General features: G+C 57.6%; 16 protein-coding genes. 4 read left to right on the top strand and 12 right to left on the bottom strand.

The window, feature by feature from the left end:
• Positions 1–140: 140 nt before the first annotated feature.
• The 4 genes from MHN28_RS19325 to MHN28_RS19340 form a co-directional block, all read right to left on the bottom strand.
• Positions 141–989, bottom strand: a complete 849-nt coding sequence (locus MHN28_RS19325) for an enoyl-CoA hydratase/isomerase family protein (RefSeq protein ID WP_239344212.1) — start codon at positions 987–989, stop codon at positions 141–143.
• A 74-nt stretch (positions 990–1,063) separates the two neighbouring features.
• Positions 1,064–1,852, bottom strand: coding sequence for an SDR family NAD(P)-dependent oxidoreductase (locus tag MHN28_RS19330; RefSeq protein ID WP_239344213.1), 789 nt, complete (start codon positions 1,850–1,852; stop codon positions 1,064–1,066).
• A gap of 12 nt (positions 1,853–1,864) precedes the next feature.
• The gene (locus MHN28_RS19335; protein ID WP_239344214.1) at positions 1,865–2,830 is read right to left on the bottom strand and encodes a TIGR03571 family LLM class oxidoreductase; all 966 of its coding nucleotides are present in this window, start codon (positions 2,828–2,830) and stop codon (positions 1,865–1,867) included.
• Between the two features lie 12 nt (positions 2,831–2,842).
• Positions 2,843–3,619, bottom strand: coding sequence for a CmcJ/NvfI family oxidoreductase (locus MHN28_RS19340; protein ID WP_239344215.1), 777 nt, complete (start codon positions 3,617–3,619; stop codon positions 2,843–2,845).
• A gap of 114 nt (positions 3,620–3,733) precedes the next feature.
• Here MHN28_RS19340 and MHN28_RS19345 point away from each other — a divergent pair, with 114 nt between their 5' ends.
• Positions 3,734–4,651, top strand: a complete 918-nt coding sequence (locus MHN28_RS19345) for a LysR family transcriptional regulator (RefSeq protein WP_239344261.1) — start codon at positions 3,734–3,736, stop codon at positions 4,649–4,651.
• A gap of 49 nt (positions 4,652–4,700) precedes the next feature.
• Here the strand turns inward: MHN28_RS19345 and MHN28_RS19350 are convergent, their stop codons facing one another.
• From MHN28_RS19350 to MHN28_RS19380, 7 genes are read right to left on the bottom strand one after another with little or no spacing between them, the layout of a single operon-like run.
• Entirely contained in the window at positions 4,701–5,804 is a 1,104-nt protein-coding gene (locus MHN28_RS19350) for an AI-2E family transporter (protein WP_239344216.1), read from the bottom strand.
• Positions 5,805–5,817: 13 nt separating this feature from the next.
• Complete coding sequence (locus MHN28_RS19355) at positions 5,818–6,621, bottom strand: TIGR03084 family metal-binding protein (protein ID WP_239344217.1); 804 nt, start codon at positions 6,619–6,621, stop codon at positions 5,818–5,820.
• A gap of 3 nt (positions 6,622–6,624) precedes the next feature.
• Positions 6,625–7,755 (bottom strand): nitronate monooxygenase, encoded by a 1,131-nt coding sequence (locus MHN28_RS19360; protein ID WP_239344218.1) that lies wholly within the window; start codon positions 7,753–7,755, stop codon positions 6,625–6,627.
• On the bottom strand, positions 7,756–9,729 hold the full coding sequence (locus MHN28_RS19365) for an acetyl-CoA carboxylase biotin carboxylase subunit (RefSeq protein ID WP_239344219.1): 1,974 nt from the start codon (positions 9,727–9,729) through the stop codon (positions 7,756–7,758).
• A gap of 3 nt (positions 9,730–9,732) precedes the next feature.
• The gene (locus tag MHN28_RS19370; RefSeq protein WP_239344220.1) at positions 9,733–10,527 is read right to left on the bottom strand and encodes an enoyl-CoA hydratase/isomerase family protein; all 795 of its coding nucleotides are present in this window, start codon (positions 10,525–10,527) and stop codon (positions 9,733–9,735) included.
• Positions 10,528–10,529: 2 nt separating this feature from the next.
• On the bottom strand, positions 10,530–12,149 hold the full coding sequence (locus MHN28_RS19375; protein WP_239344221.1) for an acyl-CoA carboxylase subunit beta: 1,620 nt from the start codon (positions 12,147–12,149) through the stop codon (positions 10,530–10,532).
• The gene (locus MHN28_RS19380) at positions 12,149–13,930 is read right to left on the bottom strand and encodes an acyclic terpene utilization AtuA family protein (RefSeq protein ID WP_239344262.1); all 1,782 of its coding nucleotides are present in this window, start codon (positions 13,928–13,930) and stop codon (positions 12,149–12,151) included. The genes MHN28_RS19375 and MHN28_RS19380 overlap by 1 nt, the downstream gene beginning before the upstream one ends.
• A 170-nt stretch (positions 13,931–14,100) precedes the next feature.
• Here MHN28_RS19380 and MHN28_RS19385 point away from each other — a divergent pair, with 170 nt between their 5' ends.
• Positions 14,101–14,706 (top strand): TetR/AcrR family transcriptional regulator, encoded by a 606-nt coding sequence (locus tag MHN28_RS19385; RefSeq protein ID WP_239344222.1) that lies wholly within the window; start codon positions 14,101–14,103, stop codon positions 14,704–14,706.
• A complete protein-coding gene (locus MHN28_RS19390) occupies positions 14,682–15,839 on the top strand; it encodes an acyl-CoA dehydrogenase family protein (RefSeq protein ID WP_239344223.1) in 1,158 nt (385 codons plus the stop codon). The genes MHN28_RS19385 and MHN28_RS19390 overlap by 25 nt, the downstream gene beginning before the upstream one ends.
• A 9-nt stretch (positions 15,840–15,848) precedes the next feature.
• Here the strand turns inward: MHN28_RS19390 and MHN28_RS19395 are convergent, their stop codons facing one another.
• Entirely contained in the window at positions 15,849–16,844 is a 996-nt protein-coding gene (locus MHN28_RS19395) for an AraC family transcriptional regulator (RefSeq protein WP_239344224.1), read from the bottom strand.
• Between the two features lie 98 nt (positions 16,845–16,942).
• On the opposite strand from MHN28_RS19395, the gene MHN28_RS19400 reads away from it, so the two are divergent.
• On the top strand, positions 16,943–18,151 hold the full coding sequence (locus tag MHN28_RS19400; RefSeq protein ID WP_239344225.1) for an acetyl-CoA C-acetyltransferase: 1,209 nt from the start codon (positions 16,943–16,945) through the stop codon (positions 18,149–18,151).
• Positions 18,152–18,153 lie beyond the last annotated feature (2 nt).

Raw genomic sequence — 18,153 nt, forward strand, 5'->3', positions numbered from 1 at the left:
GACATTGCCTGAAGCTCAGATTATCGAGCAACCACACACAGAACCAGCATTTGAACTGAAGGCTCCCTGACCAGTATGAGGCTTGATATGGAGGCTGGCCCCCTGCGGCGGTGACCAACCCCTGTGCTTGCTCGCAACTTTTACTCTTGAATCTCCTGAACCTTCATCACCAGCTCATTCCAGTTGCGCTGGTTTTGGATGTCATGCTGTAACCCATGTTCGTCTGCTATCGTGAAACGCTTGATGGCCGGGGTTTTACTTGTGGCCTGGTAAAGCCAATAAGCCTCGGCCTTGAGCGCCTCGTCGATGGGTTTGTCGATGGACTCGTAAACCATTTGTTTGCATGCGTTAATCGACTCCGCCGGGAATTGTGCGATGCGTTCTGCAAGCGCATTGACATATGGGCCGATTTCATCCGGTTCGAGCGCCTTGTTGATTGTACCAAATCGTTCCGCATCATCGGCGTCATAATCCTGCGCGCTCAGAATGATCTCCAGCGCACGACCGAGGCCGGTTTGACGCGCCATGCGTGAAGCTCCGCCGCCGCAGGGAAGGATCCCCATGCCCACTTCCATCTGCATGAATTTGTACTTGCCGCGCGCCGCAAAGCGCATATCCAAGGCCAGCGCCAGTTCGTGCCCGCCACCCCGCGCAAAGCCTTCCAGTTTGGCAATAGTTGCCTGTGGCACCTTGCTGATACGTTCGCAGACCGATTGCAGATCGAGCAACTGAGCGTCTTCGCGTGACACAGCCTCGACCGACATGTCCTTGAGCAATTTTGTGTCGTAGTGACAAACCCAAATCTCGGGATTGGCAGATTGGAAGATCACCACCTTTGTGTCGCGGTCACGCTCCAGCCGCATGGCAAGACTGTTGAGATCGGCCAACATCTGCTGGCCCTGCACATTTACCGAGCCAAAGTTGAAGATCACCGTTGCAATGGCGTTTTCGACTTTTACGTCGAATGTTTGGAAATTTTCGTATTTCATCAGGCAGTCCTTTCTTGGTCCCCTGCATCACGGATGAGGGGGCGGGTTAAAACGGTTCGATTGGGTAGACGCCGTTAGCTGTGCTGCCGCACAAAGGCTTTGATCGCATCCATGACTTCTGCCGCATGCGCAGCGTCCAACGCGGCGCCGTGCGGGTTTGCAAAGGCGCCGCTGTCATTGTCAAAGTAAGCACCGGATGCGTCCGCAAAGCGCGAACCAAGGGCAGCGTCGATCAGGATATCGGCACCGATGCTCAGGTCATTGCCAGCGACGCCAAATCCTTCCTTCACCATCTTCGATGCCAGCAGCGAACCAGGATTGACAGCGATCATCGCAGGCCCATTTCGCAATTCCATAGCCCATTCGCGGGTCCAGATGGTGATGGCGAGCTTGCTTTGCGCATAGGCGTCCATATCCGCCAGACGCGATTTTCCATTCAAGGCATCCAGTTTCACCGGCGCTTGCGCGGCCGAAGACAAGTTCACCACGCGACCGTCTTTGGGCATGATCGGTAACAGCAGCTCTGTCAGCAGAAATGGCGCAAGCGTGTTGACGACAAAACGAATGTCCATCCCGTTATCCAGCACGGTCTGGGGGGCTTTCAACACGCCCGCATTGTTGATCAGCACGTCCAGCCTGTCGTGCTTATTGAGGATCGCATCAGCCAAACCCTTTACGGCTTTCAAGTCGGACAAGTCCGCGATGTACCCCTCGACCGAACCGCCGATCTGTGCCTGGGCGGGGCCCACCTTGGCCGCGCTGCGACCATGGATCAGAACGCGGTGTCCGTCAGCGGCAAGTTTCCGGGCGGTGAGCAGGCCAATCCCGTCGGTGGAGCCAGTGATGAGAATAGTCTTGGTCATGTGATCCGTCCTTTAGACAAAGTCAGGCAGCAGATTGTCCGCAAGCCGTTTTAGCGTTTCGCCAACAGGCGCGTGATTGAATCGCAGATTGAGAGCTACGTGGTTGACGCCCAGCGCCTCGATCTCTTTTAGGTAGCGGCGCAGGAAGTCCCCGCCGGGCTGAAAGCCAAGATGTATGGGGCGCGCGGACGCGGTCGGTTCATCAAGAAGATCGATATACAACGACTGCAACACCGGCTTGTTGGCCTGCCCCGTCGCACTCAGCCGCGCACGGTAGTCCGCTATCACCCGACCTTGCGACGCGGCGTCGCGCGGATACATGATCCACCCGTCTCCGTTCTGGGCCACCCAATCTGGGGATTGCTGACTGTTGCCTGTAATCAGCAATGGCAGGCGTTTTCCGGCAGGCTTGGGCAACAAATCGATTTGCCCGTTCAATTGACCCTGTGCGCTTTCGTGGCGGGGGTAAGGCGAGCCAACCGCCCGAATGTAGTCAAAGCAATCGCGAAAACGCGCACCACGATCCGGATAGGTTTGGGCCATCGCCGGATATTCCTCGGGCCGGTCGCCGGAGGCCACGCCGAAAATCGTACGCCCGCCGGACAAGGCATCGGCAGTGGCCGCCGCTTTTGCGACATGGGCTGGGTGGCGCAAAGGCAAAATGATGCTGGCCGTGCCAAGCGCGATCCGATCCGTCACTGTCCCCAGCGTGCCGAGGTAAACGAAAGGATCAAACATCTGACCGGCATCACCAAAACTCGGGACATTAAAGGGCACGTCTCGCAGCCAAAGCGACGAAAAACCCAGTTGCTCGGCCAATTGTGCCATTTCGATATGGTTGCGCATCGTCGGTTCAGCCCCGACAGCATAGGCCTCAAGCGGCAACACCAGACCAACACTCAATCGACCGGGACGGAACACCCTATTGTAAGCTGTGTTGATGTGAGCAAAGGCGCTGCTCTCAGTCTTGTCCAACATCGTCTTACTCCTTCAGTACCGCACCAAAGTGCGGCTTTCGATGCTCTTGCGGATGGTTGTGACCTCCGGGTCTTCGACCATATCCAGTGCGCTATGCGCGATCGACGGCAGCCCTTGATTGTCGTAGATGTTGAAGAACGCCACCTCATCCGGCGTCATCTTGGACCGGTAGAGCCATTCATGGCTTGGGTTGCCCACAAGCCCCATGATTTGCCCCACGCGATCCGGATAGATCAGGTCAAGCAAGATCCAGTCAGCAGGATCAATGCTCGACGGCCGTACAAAGCCAAGGGGTGCGCTGTTGATCGGTTGAGCGATGGGTCGCCAGACATTGATAAATGCGTAGTGCCCCTTGCTCCATTCAGCCGCTTTTTCGACCCCCAGCAGATCGATCAGGCGCTGCTTTGCCCCATCTTCGCTATAGTCGCTGTGCACGTTGCGCGCTGGTTTACGAATTGCGTCCGGATCGTCCACGCGCACCGTGTGATCAAAGATCAGGACTTCTTGCGCACCCACCCTGCTTGTAAAAAGCTGCATCAACTCACGGTCATAGGCAGCGTGCCATTCATCACCCGCAAAATCCTGTACCGCGCTTGGTGCGTTAGCGAACTCTACGGCGTCCTGCTTAAAACACACCACGTCGGACACTGAACGCGTGTCCTTTAGCGCAACCTGCGTGGGTTCAAGATCGGGCGAAATCAGATTTCCAGCGATGCCGCCTGCATCAAGATGGAATGCTTGCCGTTCGTTCTTGTGGACGTGGTAATTGACTGTGGCGGTGCGTGCCATTTCAGCAATCTCCTGCGGTCTGTATCTTTTGTTGATCAAAGATATGTCTTATAGGGATTTGCGAATAAACAGTTCAATTCAGTATTCAAAATTCGGGAAATACAGATAATGAGCATGGACACTGACGGGTTACGACTGTTTGTTCTGGCCGCAGAGCTACTGAATATCAGCGCGGCCGGGCGGCAGTTGGGGATGGGACCAGCCGTATCCAGCGCAAAGCTGGCAAAGCTGGAGCACAGCATAGGCGCGGAACTTTTGCGCCGCACCACACGTAAAGTGTCCCTGTCTGTCGAAGGCGAAGACTTTCTGCCCTTCGCGCGCGAGATTCTTGCCCAGGAGGACGCAGCCATGGCAGCGCTTGGCAAGGGAAAGACCAACATCACGGGAACCTTGCGGTTTGCGGCCCCCAGCACCTTTGCGCAGCTCTACATCACGCCTATCCTTCCGGAATTCCTGAACCAACACCCGGATCTTACGCTGGATCTCCGCCTGTCCGATGTGCAGGTCGATCTGATCGAAGGCAGCTACGATCTGGCACTGCGCAACGCTCCGTTGCTGGATACCAGCCTCAAGGGGCGCAAGTTGGCGGATGACACGCGGCTCTTGTGTGCCGCGCCCGCCTACCTTGATGCAAATGGCATTCCCGAAACGCCTGCAGAACTGAACCGTCACAAGCTCATCGCTTTTCGCCATCTTGGTCCGCGGCCGCTCAAAAGTGCTAAAGGGGAATCTGTGACTTTCGATCCCGGCGCAGCGCAGAGCCAGCTGATCCTGGACGATGGGCTAAGTCAAAAACACGCGACTTTGGCCGGTCTGGGTATATCGCTAAATGCGCTGTGGAGTGTGCATGAAGAATTGGCTTCGGGACGACTTATCCGAGTCCTGCCAGATTACGAAGGTGCCGATGACAATGTTCTATGGCTCATCTACCCCAAGTCCAACGTGCTTTCACCCAAGGTACGAGTGTTCATGGACTTCTTACTCGCCGAGATCGGAAGAGTCCCACCTTGGCTGACCCAGATCATAGGCTGATCACGTTGTTGGAAACGGATGCGCCGTTTCAGTTTCTTCACGCCCGCGATCAATCAAGCTCGCCGTTTTCCGACATTAGAATGGCCAGCGGCCGAGTGGATTGAATTTGTGACAATATGATCATCACGACGGCCGTCAGAGGTATTGCGAGGATCGTACCGGCCAGACCCCACATGGCTGTCCAGATCGTCAGCGAGAACAACACCATGAACCCACTTAGATTGACCGAGTTTCCAACCAGCCGGGGTTCGAGGTAATTGCCGACAAAAAGCTGCGCCGCCATCAGCGCGATAAAGGCCACCCCCGCGTGCCAGAGACCGCTGAATTGTACGAGGCTCAGCATGACGGGGAACAGAACACCCATGATAGAGCCCAAATAGGGAATGTAGTTCAAAAGGCCGATCAATATGGCCCAAAACAGTGCAAACTCGATCCCCAAAAGCAGCATGATCGCGAATGAGATCGCCGCCAAAATGACATTGATCAACGTCTTTGCACTCAGATAGCTGCCGATTTTCTGATTGATCTGCGCGACGATTTGCAACGAGCGATCAGCAGATTCGGCATCACCCAACGCCTTTTGTAGCTTCGCTGGCATACCGTTTAAGTCGGTGAGGATGAACACAATGTATAGGATCGTCATCATCAGGACCGTGCCAAACCCCTGCACGGTCGAAAGAGTTCCTTGCAAAAAGCCAAGGACATCAAACTTACCGGAAAGCGTTTGTTCGATTGACGACCAGTCCGGCAGCTTTTTGACGCCCAACATGTTCATCACGGACTCGATCAGCGCATTCAGATTGGTTTGATAGCGAGGGATATTTGCAGCAACGGCTTGTGCATTTGACTCGATAAGCACGCCCATCAGAACCAAGAGCAGAAAAATCAAAAGGAGTGCAAGCAAACGCCGGGCTCGGCGCGGCATCCCTCGCAATCCCGGCACCCGCCCGATTGTCGAGGCAGTCGAGTCCAGAATATAGATCCCGATTATGCCCAAAAGCACGGGCAAAAGGATACTTTTGCCAAGCACCAACAACCAGCCGATGACGACCGCGACGATCAGGCCGGACGCCAGTTTTGTTACATTAAACTGAAGCATGTCTTCGTTTTCGGTCCGTTCTGTGACCTCTTTTCTGCCGGGATCATTCTTCATATTCAACTGTTAATCAGTCTTCCGCAGTACCTTCTGTCCGGTAGCGGCTGCCCGGTGCAGGGGGTTTTTCGCAACCGCCAGCAAAACACTGCGCGATTGACATCCACTCTCTGGCAATCGGTCCTTCCACCTTTAGTGATGTGTCCGCAATGTTGCGCGTCTGGGCCGAGACCTGTGCAAATTCCACGGCAGAGCCCGTGATACTGTTCTCGCCCGGGTCGCCGAATTCCCACGAAACCCCTGACGGAGCAGTCAACTCCAGTCGCGGCATGGCCTCGGGCACTGGTTTATCATTAACCTGATAAGCCCAACCAAAGGTGTTCACGCCCAGAACAACGATGTTTTTGACCCGGTCCTGTTCGACACGCTCTAGGCCTAATATGTCGAAGACCTCTTGCCCATGTGCCCAAGTCTCCATCTGGCGAGCTGTGATTGACGAGCGCACGGACATATCCGGCCCGGCCCATTTCACGCGATGCTTTGGATCAAGATCGACCCAACGGGTGCCAATATCCGTATAAAGTCCCCGCCACGCGTCGCGTAGCTCGCCCCCCCTCAGCGAAATCGCCGTGTTTTCCGCAGACCGCAGCCCTTCGGACTTGGCCTTGGCGAACAAGGCGGCGATCCGAGCGGTAAACGCGTCGGGGTCCTGAAGTGACAGATCCGCCATCTGGTTCCAGTAGTGCAGATGAACAAGCACGTCGTTCAGCGTCCACCTTTTGAACTGGGTCACGGTTTCCCATTGGTCGCCTGTGACATTCGCCAGTACGGCATGCAAAGCGTCGCTTTCTTCCAGAAAATCCGTTGCCTGTTGCACCGCTTAGCCCTCCAACGTTGCGTTCAGCCGTTCGATAGCGGCCAGATAGTCTTGCTTGAATTCCTGAACCACAGCCGTGGCCGAGCTTGCCTGGTTCATCAGACCAACCCCCTGCCCGACCCAATATGTCGAGAGTTTCTCAGCCCCTTCATGCCCGGACTGCGCCAGCTTTTCGACCTTGCGCAGTGCCGGTTCGGACACCAGCGATTGATAGGGCATCGCCAGCGGGTCTGGCCCATTGGCCTCCCACGCGTCGGTCCACGCGGACTTAAGCTGTCGGGAATGTTTGCCGGTGCGCGAACGGCTGCGGACAGTGTCCGACGATGCCGCCGCCAGCATCTTGTCCTTGATCTGTTGCGGCGGCTCGCCCTCGGCCGTGGTCAGCCAGACCGAGCCGCACCAGGCCCCTGCAGCCCCCATCGCCATACCCGCCGCCATTTGCGCGCCGTTTACGATGCCGCCCGCAGCCAAAACCGGTGTACCCTTCGCCACCGAAACGACCTCTGGCACCAGAACCATTGTCGACACCTCTCCGCAATGACCACCAGCTTCACCGCCAGCCGCCACAAGGATGTCCACACCTGCAGCCACCTGCAATGCTGCATGTTTCTTCGAACCGACCAGGGCCGCGGCGGGAACACCAGCGGCGCGAGCACGCTCCATCATGATGGGCGGAGGCGTGCCCAATGCGTTTGCGATCAGCTTGATTGGATAGGAAAACACGATGTCCAGCACGGTTTCGGCACCGGCTTCGTTCATGTTGTCGGAAAAGTGCATCATGTCGAGACGCGTGTCGTCCAACCCGTCGGCGTTAACGCCATGCTCGTCCAGCAAGTTGTTGGCAAACTGTGTGTGCGTTTCAGGAAGGGCGGCAAGCAGGTCCTGCCCACTGGGGGCAGGGCCAACCTGTTTCTGGATAGATGTTGGGACGATCAAGTCCACGCCGTATGGTTTCCCGTCACAATGGGTATCGATCCAATCCAGTTCGGCCCGCAGTTTATCCGGCGGCGTCATGACTGCTCCGAAGACGCCCATGCCGCCTGCGCGGGACACCGCCGCTACGACATCCCGGCAGTGGCTGAATGCAAACAAGGGAAACTCGATGCCAAGCTGGCGGCACAGATCCGAATTCATCTACGTCTCCTCAATCTCGATCATAACGTCGCCCGAGATCAGTTGCTGCCCTTCCTTGACATGAACAGCGGTGATCACACCGTTTACGGTTGCCGTTATCTGATGCTGCATCTTCATCGCTTCGAGTACCGCCAGACGGTCGCCCTTGGCAACGTTATGGCCGGGTTCGGCCGCCACTTCGATCAGAAGGCCAGGCATTGGGGCGATAATGCGACCGCTGGCGGCAGTTTCTTCATCCTGTGCGCCGGGACGCAGACGGCGGAACGTCAATCGTTCAGCACCGACGGCGATCTGAGCAACATCGCGTGTCAAATGTGCTACCGCATCCACGGTCTGATTGTTGATGCAGGCCCGAACGTTCCCATTGGCGTTGCTGGAGAACGTGATATCGAATGTGTCGTCCTCAATCCAAACGGTCCACCCATCAGGTCGCGCGAGGGCACGCGCTTGTATCTCCGTCTCGCCATAGGTCAGCGTTGCGCTGGACGGTAAAAGGGCGGCGCTGGACCAGCCGAGTTGGTCGGACGACACATACCCAGCCGATGCCTTGGCGCGCGCTTGATCGGCGTCGAGCATCAAAGCTAGCGCTAAAGCAACGTCACGGCCCGTGACCTGATATGCGGGGAACCCCTCGGGGTATGCCTGGTCGAGAAAAGTGATAGTTGCATCGCCCCGGACAAAAGCATCTTGCCCCAACACATCAGTCAGAAACACCGAGTTGGTCACCGTGCCCAGCACTACGGTTTCGTTCACCGCTTTGATCAGCCGTGCCCTTGCGATTTCGCGGGTTGGACCATGCGCAATGATCTTGGCGAGCATGGGGTCGTAGAACGGAGACACCTCCTGCCCGGGCTGAACACCCGCATCCACGCGCACTCCGGGGCTGGCCGCTGGTCTCCAGACATCAACGGGGCCGGTCGCGGGCAAGTATCCGTTCGACGGGTCTTCGGCATAAAGGCGCACCTCGATGGCATGGCCGTTTTGCGCTATGTCCTCTTGGGTGATTGGCAGCGCTTCGCCCTGCGCGACAGCAATCTGCAATGCGACAAGGTCAAGGCCCGTGATCATTTCGGTTACCGGATGTTCGACCTGAAGACGGGTGTTCATTTCAAGGAAGTAGAATGCCCCCGACGGTTCCAACAGAAACTCTACTGTTCCTGCCCCGCGATAGTTAACGGCGCGGGCGGCGTCGATTGCAACGGCACCCATCTTCGCGCGCAGTTCAGACGTCATTTCAGGGCACGGCGCCTCTTCGATAACTTTCTGATGCCTCCGTTGAACCGAGCAATCCCTCTCACCCAGATGGATCACATTGCCACGGTTGTCTGCAAAGACCTGTAATTCGACATGGCGGGCCTCGGTGATCGCTTTTTCAAGGATCAGCGCACCAGAGCCAAACGCGTTCTCTGCCTCGGATCGAGCCTGCGCGATTGCCTCGAGCAGAGCGCCAGCGTCCTGCACCAGACGCATACCGCGCCCGCCGCCGCCCGCCGCCGCCTTGACCATGATGGGAAAGCCAATCTTGGCCGCAGCCTCAGTCAATGCAGTTTCGGACTGATCGTCTCCCTCGTACCCCGGAACGCATGGTACACCCGCACCGACCATCAGACGCTTGGCATCAGCTTTATCGCCCATCAACCGGATCGCCTGGGCATCAGGCCCGATAAAGGTCAGACCCGCAGCCTCAACTTTTTTGGCAAATTCCGCATTTTCGGACAGGAACCCATATCCCGGATGGATCGCCCCTGCCCCGGTTTTCTGAGCAGCGGCAATGATCCTGTCACCGTTCAGATAGCTGTCGCCAACCGGTCCTTCACCGATCCAGACCGCCTCATCCGCCAGCGCTACATGCAGCGCACCGGCGTCCGCGGTCGTGTAAACGGCCACCGTCCGAAGCCCCAGCGCTTGGGCCGTACGAAGGATGCGCGCGGCGATTTCTCCGCGATTGGCGACCAGAAGTGTGTTGAATGCCATTGCTCAACCCCCCGCCCATTTGGGTATTCGTTTTTCAAAGAAGGCTGATATCCCCTCTTGCGCCTCTTCCGAGAGCATTCGTTCCGCAAAACTCACAGCCGCCATATGCCGCTGTTGTTCTCGTGTTTGGAATGGCATCCCGACCAATTGTCTTTTGATCGCAGCCATGGCTTGTGGAGCCGCTGCCTGAACCATGTCCTGAGTTTCGATCAGCGCTTTGCCCATGTTTTCATTGGCTACGATCTGATCCACCAACCCCAATTTCTCAGCCTCGCGGGCGTCAATCGTGGCGCCAGTCAACATCAATCGCCGAGCGGCAGGCATCCCAATCCGGGCGACCACGAAGGGTGCGATCTGAGCAGGAGTAAGGCCAATACGTGCTTCAGACAGGCTAAAACGTGTGTCATCAGCGGCGATGACCAAATCGCCTGTACAAGCCAACCCAAACCCGCCTGCCATTGCAGCACGTTCCACGGCCATAACTGTGAATTGCGGGAGCGCGGCCACCGCGTCAAACAGATCGGCCGCCCGCAGGCTCAGTTGGATGATGCGGTCGCGCGAAAGGTCACTCTGAAAACTGGCCCTGAAGGATTTCAAATCACCGCCGGCGCAAAAAACTCCCCCACGCCCGCGAAACGTTACGCCCTGAACAGGCGCAATTTGCAGGGCAGCACAAAGCTCTAGCAATGCATCTACCCGTTCGGTGGTCAAAGGGTTTCGCCGCCGGGGATCATTGAACCAGACCGTCAGCCACCTGTCGTTAAACTCCAGATCGAGATGAGGTGAGTGTGGCAGCATGATCAGAACCTGTGGACGCCGTACGAGCTGGGTTTGACTGACCGCGCCCGCCCTTCAAGGCAGGTTTCCAGACAGAAGCCCAGCACACGCCGCGTATCACGCGGATCGATGACGCCGTGGTCGATGCACCGGCCCGAGGTATAGAACGCGCTTTCTTGCTTGTTAAAATGCGCTGTGATTGCGGCCTTTTGCGCTGCCAACTTACCCTCGTCAGGCTCAATCCCTTTACGCTGGAAACCGGCTCGGGCAACCATTTCCATCGTTCCCGCCGCCTGCTCGCCGCCCATCACACCGGTCGCGGCGTTCGGCCATGCAAACAGGAAATCCGGGTCATAGGCATAGCCGCACATCCCATAGTTGCCCGCCCCGAAACTGGCGCCGATATAGAGCGTGATCTTGGGCACATCGACCGAGGTCACGGCCTGAATCATCTTGGCACCGTGCTTGATCATGCCGCCCTGTTCATATTGGGTCCCGACCATGAATCCGGTGATATTGTTTAAAAAGATCAGCGGAGTGTCTGCCTGACCACAAAGCTGGATAAATTGGGACGCCTTGTTGGCACCAGCCGGATCCAGAGGACCGTTGTTTCCAAGGATGCCCACGGCGATCCCGTTGATCGCCGCTTGTAAGCAAACGGTAGCCGGGCCGTATCCCGGCTTGAAATCTTCGAAATCCGAACCATCCACAATACGGGCCACAACTTCCCGAACATCGTAGGGAATTCGGTAGTCAATCGGAACGACACCCGCGATCTCTTCGGGATCGAATTTCGGCGGTTGCACCTCTTTGCTGCGGCGGTTGGGCAGGGATTTGTTCCAATCCAGCCGCGCCATCACACCCCGTGCCATTTCAATGCCATGCGCATCGTCCTCGGCAAGATACTCGACCAGTCCGGATGTTGTCGCGTGCATCTCGGACCCGCCAAGATCGCGATCATTGGCCTTTTCGCCCGTGGCCGCATGGACCAGAGCAGCACCGGCCAGGGCCGCCATCCCGTTTTGCTTAACACCCACCACGTAATCGGCGAGCCCCGGCATATACGCCCCACCTGCCGTCGAAGGCCCGTGCAACACAGCGACATTGGGCAGGCCGGCCGCCGAGTGTCGGGCCAGATTGCGGAACAGTTTGCCGCCATTGGCCCAGAATTCGACCTTGTACTCCATCAGATTTGCGCCAGCGCTTTCGACCAGATGCACGAATGGCAGGTTCTGTTTCAAAGCCATGTCCTGCGCACTCAAGAATGCCGCGCCGGACATCTCTACCAATGCGCCGGCCTTGATCCCCGCGTCATCGACGATGATCATGCAGCGTACGCCCGAGACAAAACCAATCCCGATGATTAGCGACGCGCCCGGAACTGACTTCTGAGGATCGTCGGTATCAACGCAAAAACCCGCTAATCCGTGCAGTTGCAAAAACGGCATGCCCGGGTCCAGAAGATGCGCAAGGCGATCTCGCGGCGTGATTTGTCCACGGGCTTCCATCCGTTCGCGACGTTGCTCGGAGAGTGCTGCGGGTCTGGCCTCAAGTGCGCGCATCTCATCGATGAGCGCCAGCATATCGGCCCGGTTCTTGGCATAGGTTTCAGAATCGCGGACGACCTGACTGACGAAACCCATCAGATATCTCCTTGCTCGAAATTTGCGATAAGCCGCGCCGGGATTCTGATTGGCGTGGCCAAAAGGATCTGGGCAAAGCTTTTGCCTTGTGCGTCATTGCGCAGAGAGGCGATGCCGCCTCCGCCCAGAACGTTGTGCAGAATGATGTTCATGGAGTGCGTACCGGGCAGGTAGAACCGCTCAACGCCCCCAGACAAGTAATCAGAGAAAACGTCGGCCACTTTGTCATTCGTCAACGCTGACCAGATAAAGGGCATGTAGGTCGCGTGCCGCGCAATAACACCGACATTCGCCTTGTCACCTTTGTCACCGGATCGCGCCCAAGCTAAATCCTCGAGGGGGCGGGGCACCCAGTCGGCCGCATCTTCAACGGTCGGGTCGGGAACGTCACGCTGGGCACCCACTGTTTCCTGCGGGGTCACATTTGGAGGATCGTAAGCAACCTCTTCCCCTCCCACCGTTAATCTATAGGTGAGCGTGTCGTTTGGCACCAAAAATGAAAACAGGGCAACTACCGGCGAAGGCTTTGGGCGCCCTCCCCCTGTGAAGATGTGAAGCCCCGGTGGCGCAGCCAATGCGGCTCCGGTCATTTCGCGCAGGAACAATCCAACCGCGCGGGCGTCGTCGTGCTTTACGGCTGCCTTAAAGGATATCTCTTCATAATCACTGTCGCCAGGTCGTCCCCCGAACGCCTCAAAGGAGACGTCGCGATAGTCCGGAGCCCCCGTTTGGCGCAGGACATTGCGGGCGCGATCCAGTGCTGCTTGGGCAAAGACTTCTGCCTTTTGTCGGGCATCACGCCCATTCATCAGAAACGTCATACCTGCACGATACCCGTCCGCCCATGTGGCTGACACCTTAAGTTGCCCGGTTGGTGCACGACCTTTAGCGCCCGCTACGTGCACGCAGTCTGGTGCGGCTTGTTCTATTGCGGCCTGTGAAAAATCGCAGATTACATCCGGCAATACATAAGCCTGCGGATCGCCGATCTCGTACAGCATTTGCTCGCAGACCGACGCAGGTGACACGCAGCCAGTCGTGCCTTCAGGTTTGGTTAAGACCATTGAGCCATCTGCGTTGATTTCGGCAATCGGATACCCGATCCGAGCAATGTCGCCCGCCAGCTCCCAGTCCGTGAAATTACCACCGGTCGCCTGAGGGCCGCATTCCAACAAATGGCCCGCCAACGACCCAGCCGCTAGCAGATCATAGTCAGCATGCTCCCACCCGAAGTGATGCATGCAGGCGGCCAATGTCAGCGCGCTGTCGACGCACCGTCCAGTGATGACAATGTCGGCCCCTGCCTGCAGCGCGGCTACAATAGGACCGGTGCCGATATAGGCATTTACGGACACAATTTTTTCTGCTGCAGGCATCGGCGCACCGGAAAACATCTCGGTTCGGTCGGCGAACTCGGCCACGCGCGGCAACAAATCGTCGCCTTCAACAACCGCCACCTTCAGGTCCAGACCGAGTTCTGCGATTTTTGCCCGCAAGGCTTCGGCGCACGCTGTTGGATTGACCCCACCCGCATTCGACAGGACTTTTACGCCTTGCTCAGCAATCAAAGGCAGGTTCCGCGCCATGACTTCCGAAACGAAGTCCACCGCATAGCCCGTTTGAGGATCTTTCAGACGCGCGCGCGCCATGATCGACATGGTTATTTCCGCCAGGTAGTCATAGACCAGAACATCCAACCCCGGGTCCCGCAACAATTGCTTTGTGGCATGAGGGGCGTCCCCCCAAAACCCGCTTGCTCCTCCGATCCGCAGAGATTGCATCACGCTACGTCTCTCCTCCCTGTCGGCTATCCGTACTTTACAGACCGACTGTTCTGTTTTTATGATTTGCCGATCACATCGGTCAACAGTGATCTGCCACTACGACGCCACGGAACATGACGGACACAGCAACAAAAAAGCCATCGGTACAAGACCGGCGATCACGGGACATGCAGGCCAGAATCTGCAACGCCGCGGTCGCTTGTTTGGATCAGCTTGGCTATGCAGAGACAACGTTCGCTAAGGTTCAGGCTAAGGCAAACATCTCACGCGGGGCCATCACGCATCATTTCCCCACCAAGCAGGCATTGGTCGCCGCGACCGCGATGCGCCTTCTGGGCAACGCGCAGAACCCGATATGGCAAGATACCACGACACCTCGGGTCTATGAACTGATCATGTCCTCATGGACCAGCATCGTAAACTCCTCGGGTGGGCGCGCCATCGTAGAGATCCTTGTCGCGTGCCGAACCGATGCGGAATTATTTGAGCTGCTCGAACAGAGCTTGCGGGAATGGGACAAATCCAACCTGAGCCTGATCTCCGGCCGCTATGTCAGCGTTACAGGTGACCGCGAAGACACCGAACTGCTTTGGAGCATCACCCGAAACTTCTTACGCGGCCTGCTATTGCACGAGAAATTCGTTTCTTCGCCCGAATACCTCACGCAGATGATGGATCGCTTTGCCCGCATGATGGAAAGCCAGCTTCAGGTTCTTCCCCACGAAAACGCCGAGATTGAGGAAGTCGAATGTCAATGCCCTCCCCTTTCATGACCCCGGAACGGGAAACTTTTAGGCGCGACTTCGGGCGCTTTGTCGATTCCGAAATCAAGCCACACATCGAACAATGGGAAGCTGATCGCGGGGTTCCATGGGAGTTGCATGCCGCAATCGCCGAGCTCGGAGTCTTTGGTTTTGGAATCGATGAAGAATACGGCGGCCTTGGCTTTGACAACGCGTTCATGCGCCATGATTACAGCGAAATTCTATTCGGATGTGGCGCGTCCGGGATCGGCGCAGCCGTTGGTGGGCGCACAATCTCAATCAGCCCGATCGCAAAATTTGCCTCTGAGGAATTCAAGAAAACGGTTCTGCCTGAAATCATTGCTGGGCGGATGATGTCGACCTTGGGCATCACCGAGCCCGGAGCGGGGTCGGATGTTGCCAACATCAAGACCCGAGCCGAGTTCAAGGGCGGGAAGTGGATTCTGAACGGTGAAAAAACCTATATCACCGGAGGAATGGATGCCGAATGGTTTGTGATCGGAGCCCGCACTGGCGGCCCCGGGCTGACCGGGATCTCGCTGTTTCTGGTTCCTTACGACGCGCCCGGGTTCAGCCGAACTCCGCTGGGCGGCAAAATGGGCTGGCATAGTTCGCAGCAGGCGACATTGCATTTTGACGAGTGCGAACTTGATGCGAGCGCGCTGCTTGGGCCTGAAAACAAAGGCTTTATCGCGATCATGAACAATTTCAATTTTGAACGGCTGGGGCTGACCTCTGCCTCTCTGGGCATGATGAAACTGTGTTACGACAGCGCGCTTGAGTGGGCGCGCGAACGCGAGACCTTTGGAAAACGGCTGATTGAGCACCAGGTTATCGGCCACAAATTTGCGGAAATGTCCGCGCGGATAGATATGAACGAGGCTTACATCGAACGGATCTGCTGGGCGATCGAACAGGGTTTGATGCCAGTGGCAGAGCTTGCCAAGGCCAAGGTGCAAGCCACCAAGTCGCTGGAGTTTGTCGCCTCTGAGGCGATGCAGGTTTTTGGCGGTGCGGCTTATATGCTGGGCAACCCCGTTGAGCGGGTTTGGCGCGAGATCAAAATCATGGCGATTGGCGGTGGCTCTGAAGAGATCATGCGCGATCTGGCCGTGCGCCAGATGGGCCTGACGGGCCAATAGCGTCAGGCCTTACAGATCCGAAGCACGGTACGCGCGGGGTGTCAGACCGGTCCACCCTCTGAATGCGCGAATGAAGGAACTGGCCTCGCTGAACCCGGACCGGGCCGCAATATCCTCGATGGACAGATCGGTTGTGGTCAGCAAACGCACGGCCAGATCCCGCCGAACTTGTTTGCGCAAGTCCGAGTAATCAACTCCCTCCCGCTTCAGGCTGCGTCGCAACCTGTGGCTGGGCATGTTCAGGCTGCGACCGACTTCGTCCATATCCGCGAGCCGCCCTTCCCGCGTCAGGACAGTGTCGATGGTCAGAGCAGCCTCAAGCGCGAGGCCGGTGGTTCCATCCATCGGCAGAAAGGCGTCCAGCGGAGTGCGACGGGCATAGGCCATGGCCTGCTCTTCCGTGCGTACAAGCGGCAATTTCATCAGGCTAAGCGGGATTGCCAGACCACTGCTGGACTGCTCGAACCGGATCGGTGCCTGCATGAACATCGCCCGATAGATCGGCGCATGGGCCGGGCTGGGATAATCGAACCAGGCCCTGTTAACGGCCCCTTTGTTTCCGGCCAGCCAGCTGAGCATACGATTGACCAGCACCATGATCATCTCAACCGCAAGTTCGTTGAGCACTACACGCCCGGGGATCCGCTCCATTTCGAATATGACGCTCTCGCCCTCTTCTCTGAACCGGTAGCGAAAGGAATTGTCTGCAACATCCATGAACTGAACCGTTCGGCGATATGCGTCCCCCAAGGTTTCGGCATGGCTGGCATGGGCGGCTAGTATGGCGGTGCTTCCAATCCGTTGGGGTCGCTCCTGTAAACCGCCCAGTTCATCGTCCAACGTCAGGGTCACTGTTCGAACCAGTTTGACGAAGTCCGGATGAGACATTGGGCGGGTGGCGCTCTCCAACCCGGCGTGCCGAAGCATGGACGCGGGATCGCCTCCGCGCCGTGTCACGCCCTGCAGAAGATTGACGGCAAAGACCGCCGGGATGAGAACCGCCATGAGTGTCAGATAATGTCTATTTTTTTGTTTCACCAGATCATTGTTGCGCATCAGCCGCCCTGTCACCCTGCGCCTCAAACCGACTTTGGAGGATCCAAATGGCGAACGCCGCCTATATCTACGATGCCATCCGTACCCCGCGCTCTCGGGGAAAGGCCAACGGAACGCTGCACGAAGTCAAACCTGTTCAACTGGCGGCCGGGCTTTTGCGCGAGATGCAAAGCCGCCACGATCTGGATACCGCACGCGTAGGCGATGTGGTGTTGGGATGTGTTTCCCCGGTTGGCGATCAGGGCAGTGATATCGCGAAAGGCGCTGTGCAGGCGGCGCATTGGGATGAGGCAGTGTCCGGCGTACAATTGGATCGGTTCTGCGGATCGGGGCTTGAGGCGGTCAACACCGCCGCTGCCAAGATCGTCGCCGGGCAAGAGGATCTGATGGTCGCAGGGGGCGTCGAGTCCATGAGCCGGGTGCCGATGGGATCATCCGGCGGTGCCATGTATCTGGACCCTGACATGATCATGGATCAACGAGCGGTGCCGCAGGGCATCGGCGCCGATCTGATCGCCACGATCGACGGATACACCCGCGAAGATGTGGACGCCTTCGCAATGGAAAGCCAGCGTCGCGCTGCTCACGCCCGCGACAGCGGCTGGTTCGACAAGTCCGTGGTGCCGGTCCGCGACGAAGGTGGCCTGACCATTCTGAAACGCGACGACTTCATCAAGCCCGACACCGACATGCAAAAGCTGGGCGCGTTGAACCCGTCCTTCGCAGCTATGGGCAGCTATGGCTTTGACGACATGGCCTTGTCGAAATACCTGGAGGTGGCGCGCATTAACCACGTGCACACGCCCGGCAACTCTTCGGGGATCGTGGACGGATCCGCCGCCGTTCTGATCGGATCGGAACAGGCGGGCAAGGATCTGGGCCTGACACCTCGCGGGCGCATCGTACAAGCGACGATGGTCTCGACCGATCCTGTCATCATGCTGGCCGGTCCCGGACCGGCCGCCAAGAAATGCCTGGAGAAGGCCGGCCTGACCGTGAACGACGTCGACCTCTGGGAAATCAACGAAGCCTTCGCCTCAGTCGCTATGCGCTACATGAAGGATCTGGGCATCGACCACGAGATCACCAATGTGAACGGCGGCTCAATCGCCATGGGGCACCCGCTGGGTGCGACCGGCGCGATGCTGGTTTCGACCATGCTGGACGAACTGGAACGACGCAACGCAAAGCGCGCCATGCTGTCGCTGTGTATCGGCGGCGGCATGGGCATCTCGACGCTGATCGAGCGCGTGTAAGG

This window comes from Ruegeria sp. Ofav3-42 (genome assembly GCF_022347725.1).
Lineage (GTDB): Bacteria > Pseudomonadota > Alphaproteobacteria > Rhodobacterales > Rhodobacteraceae > Ruegeria.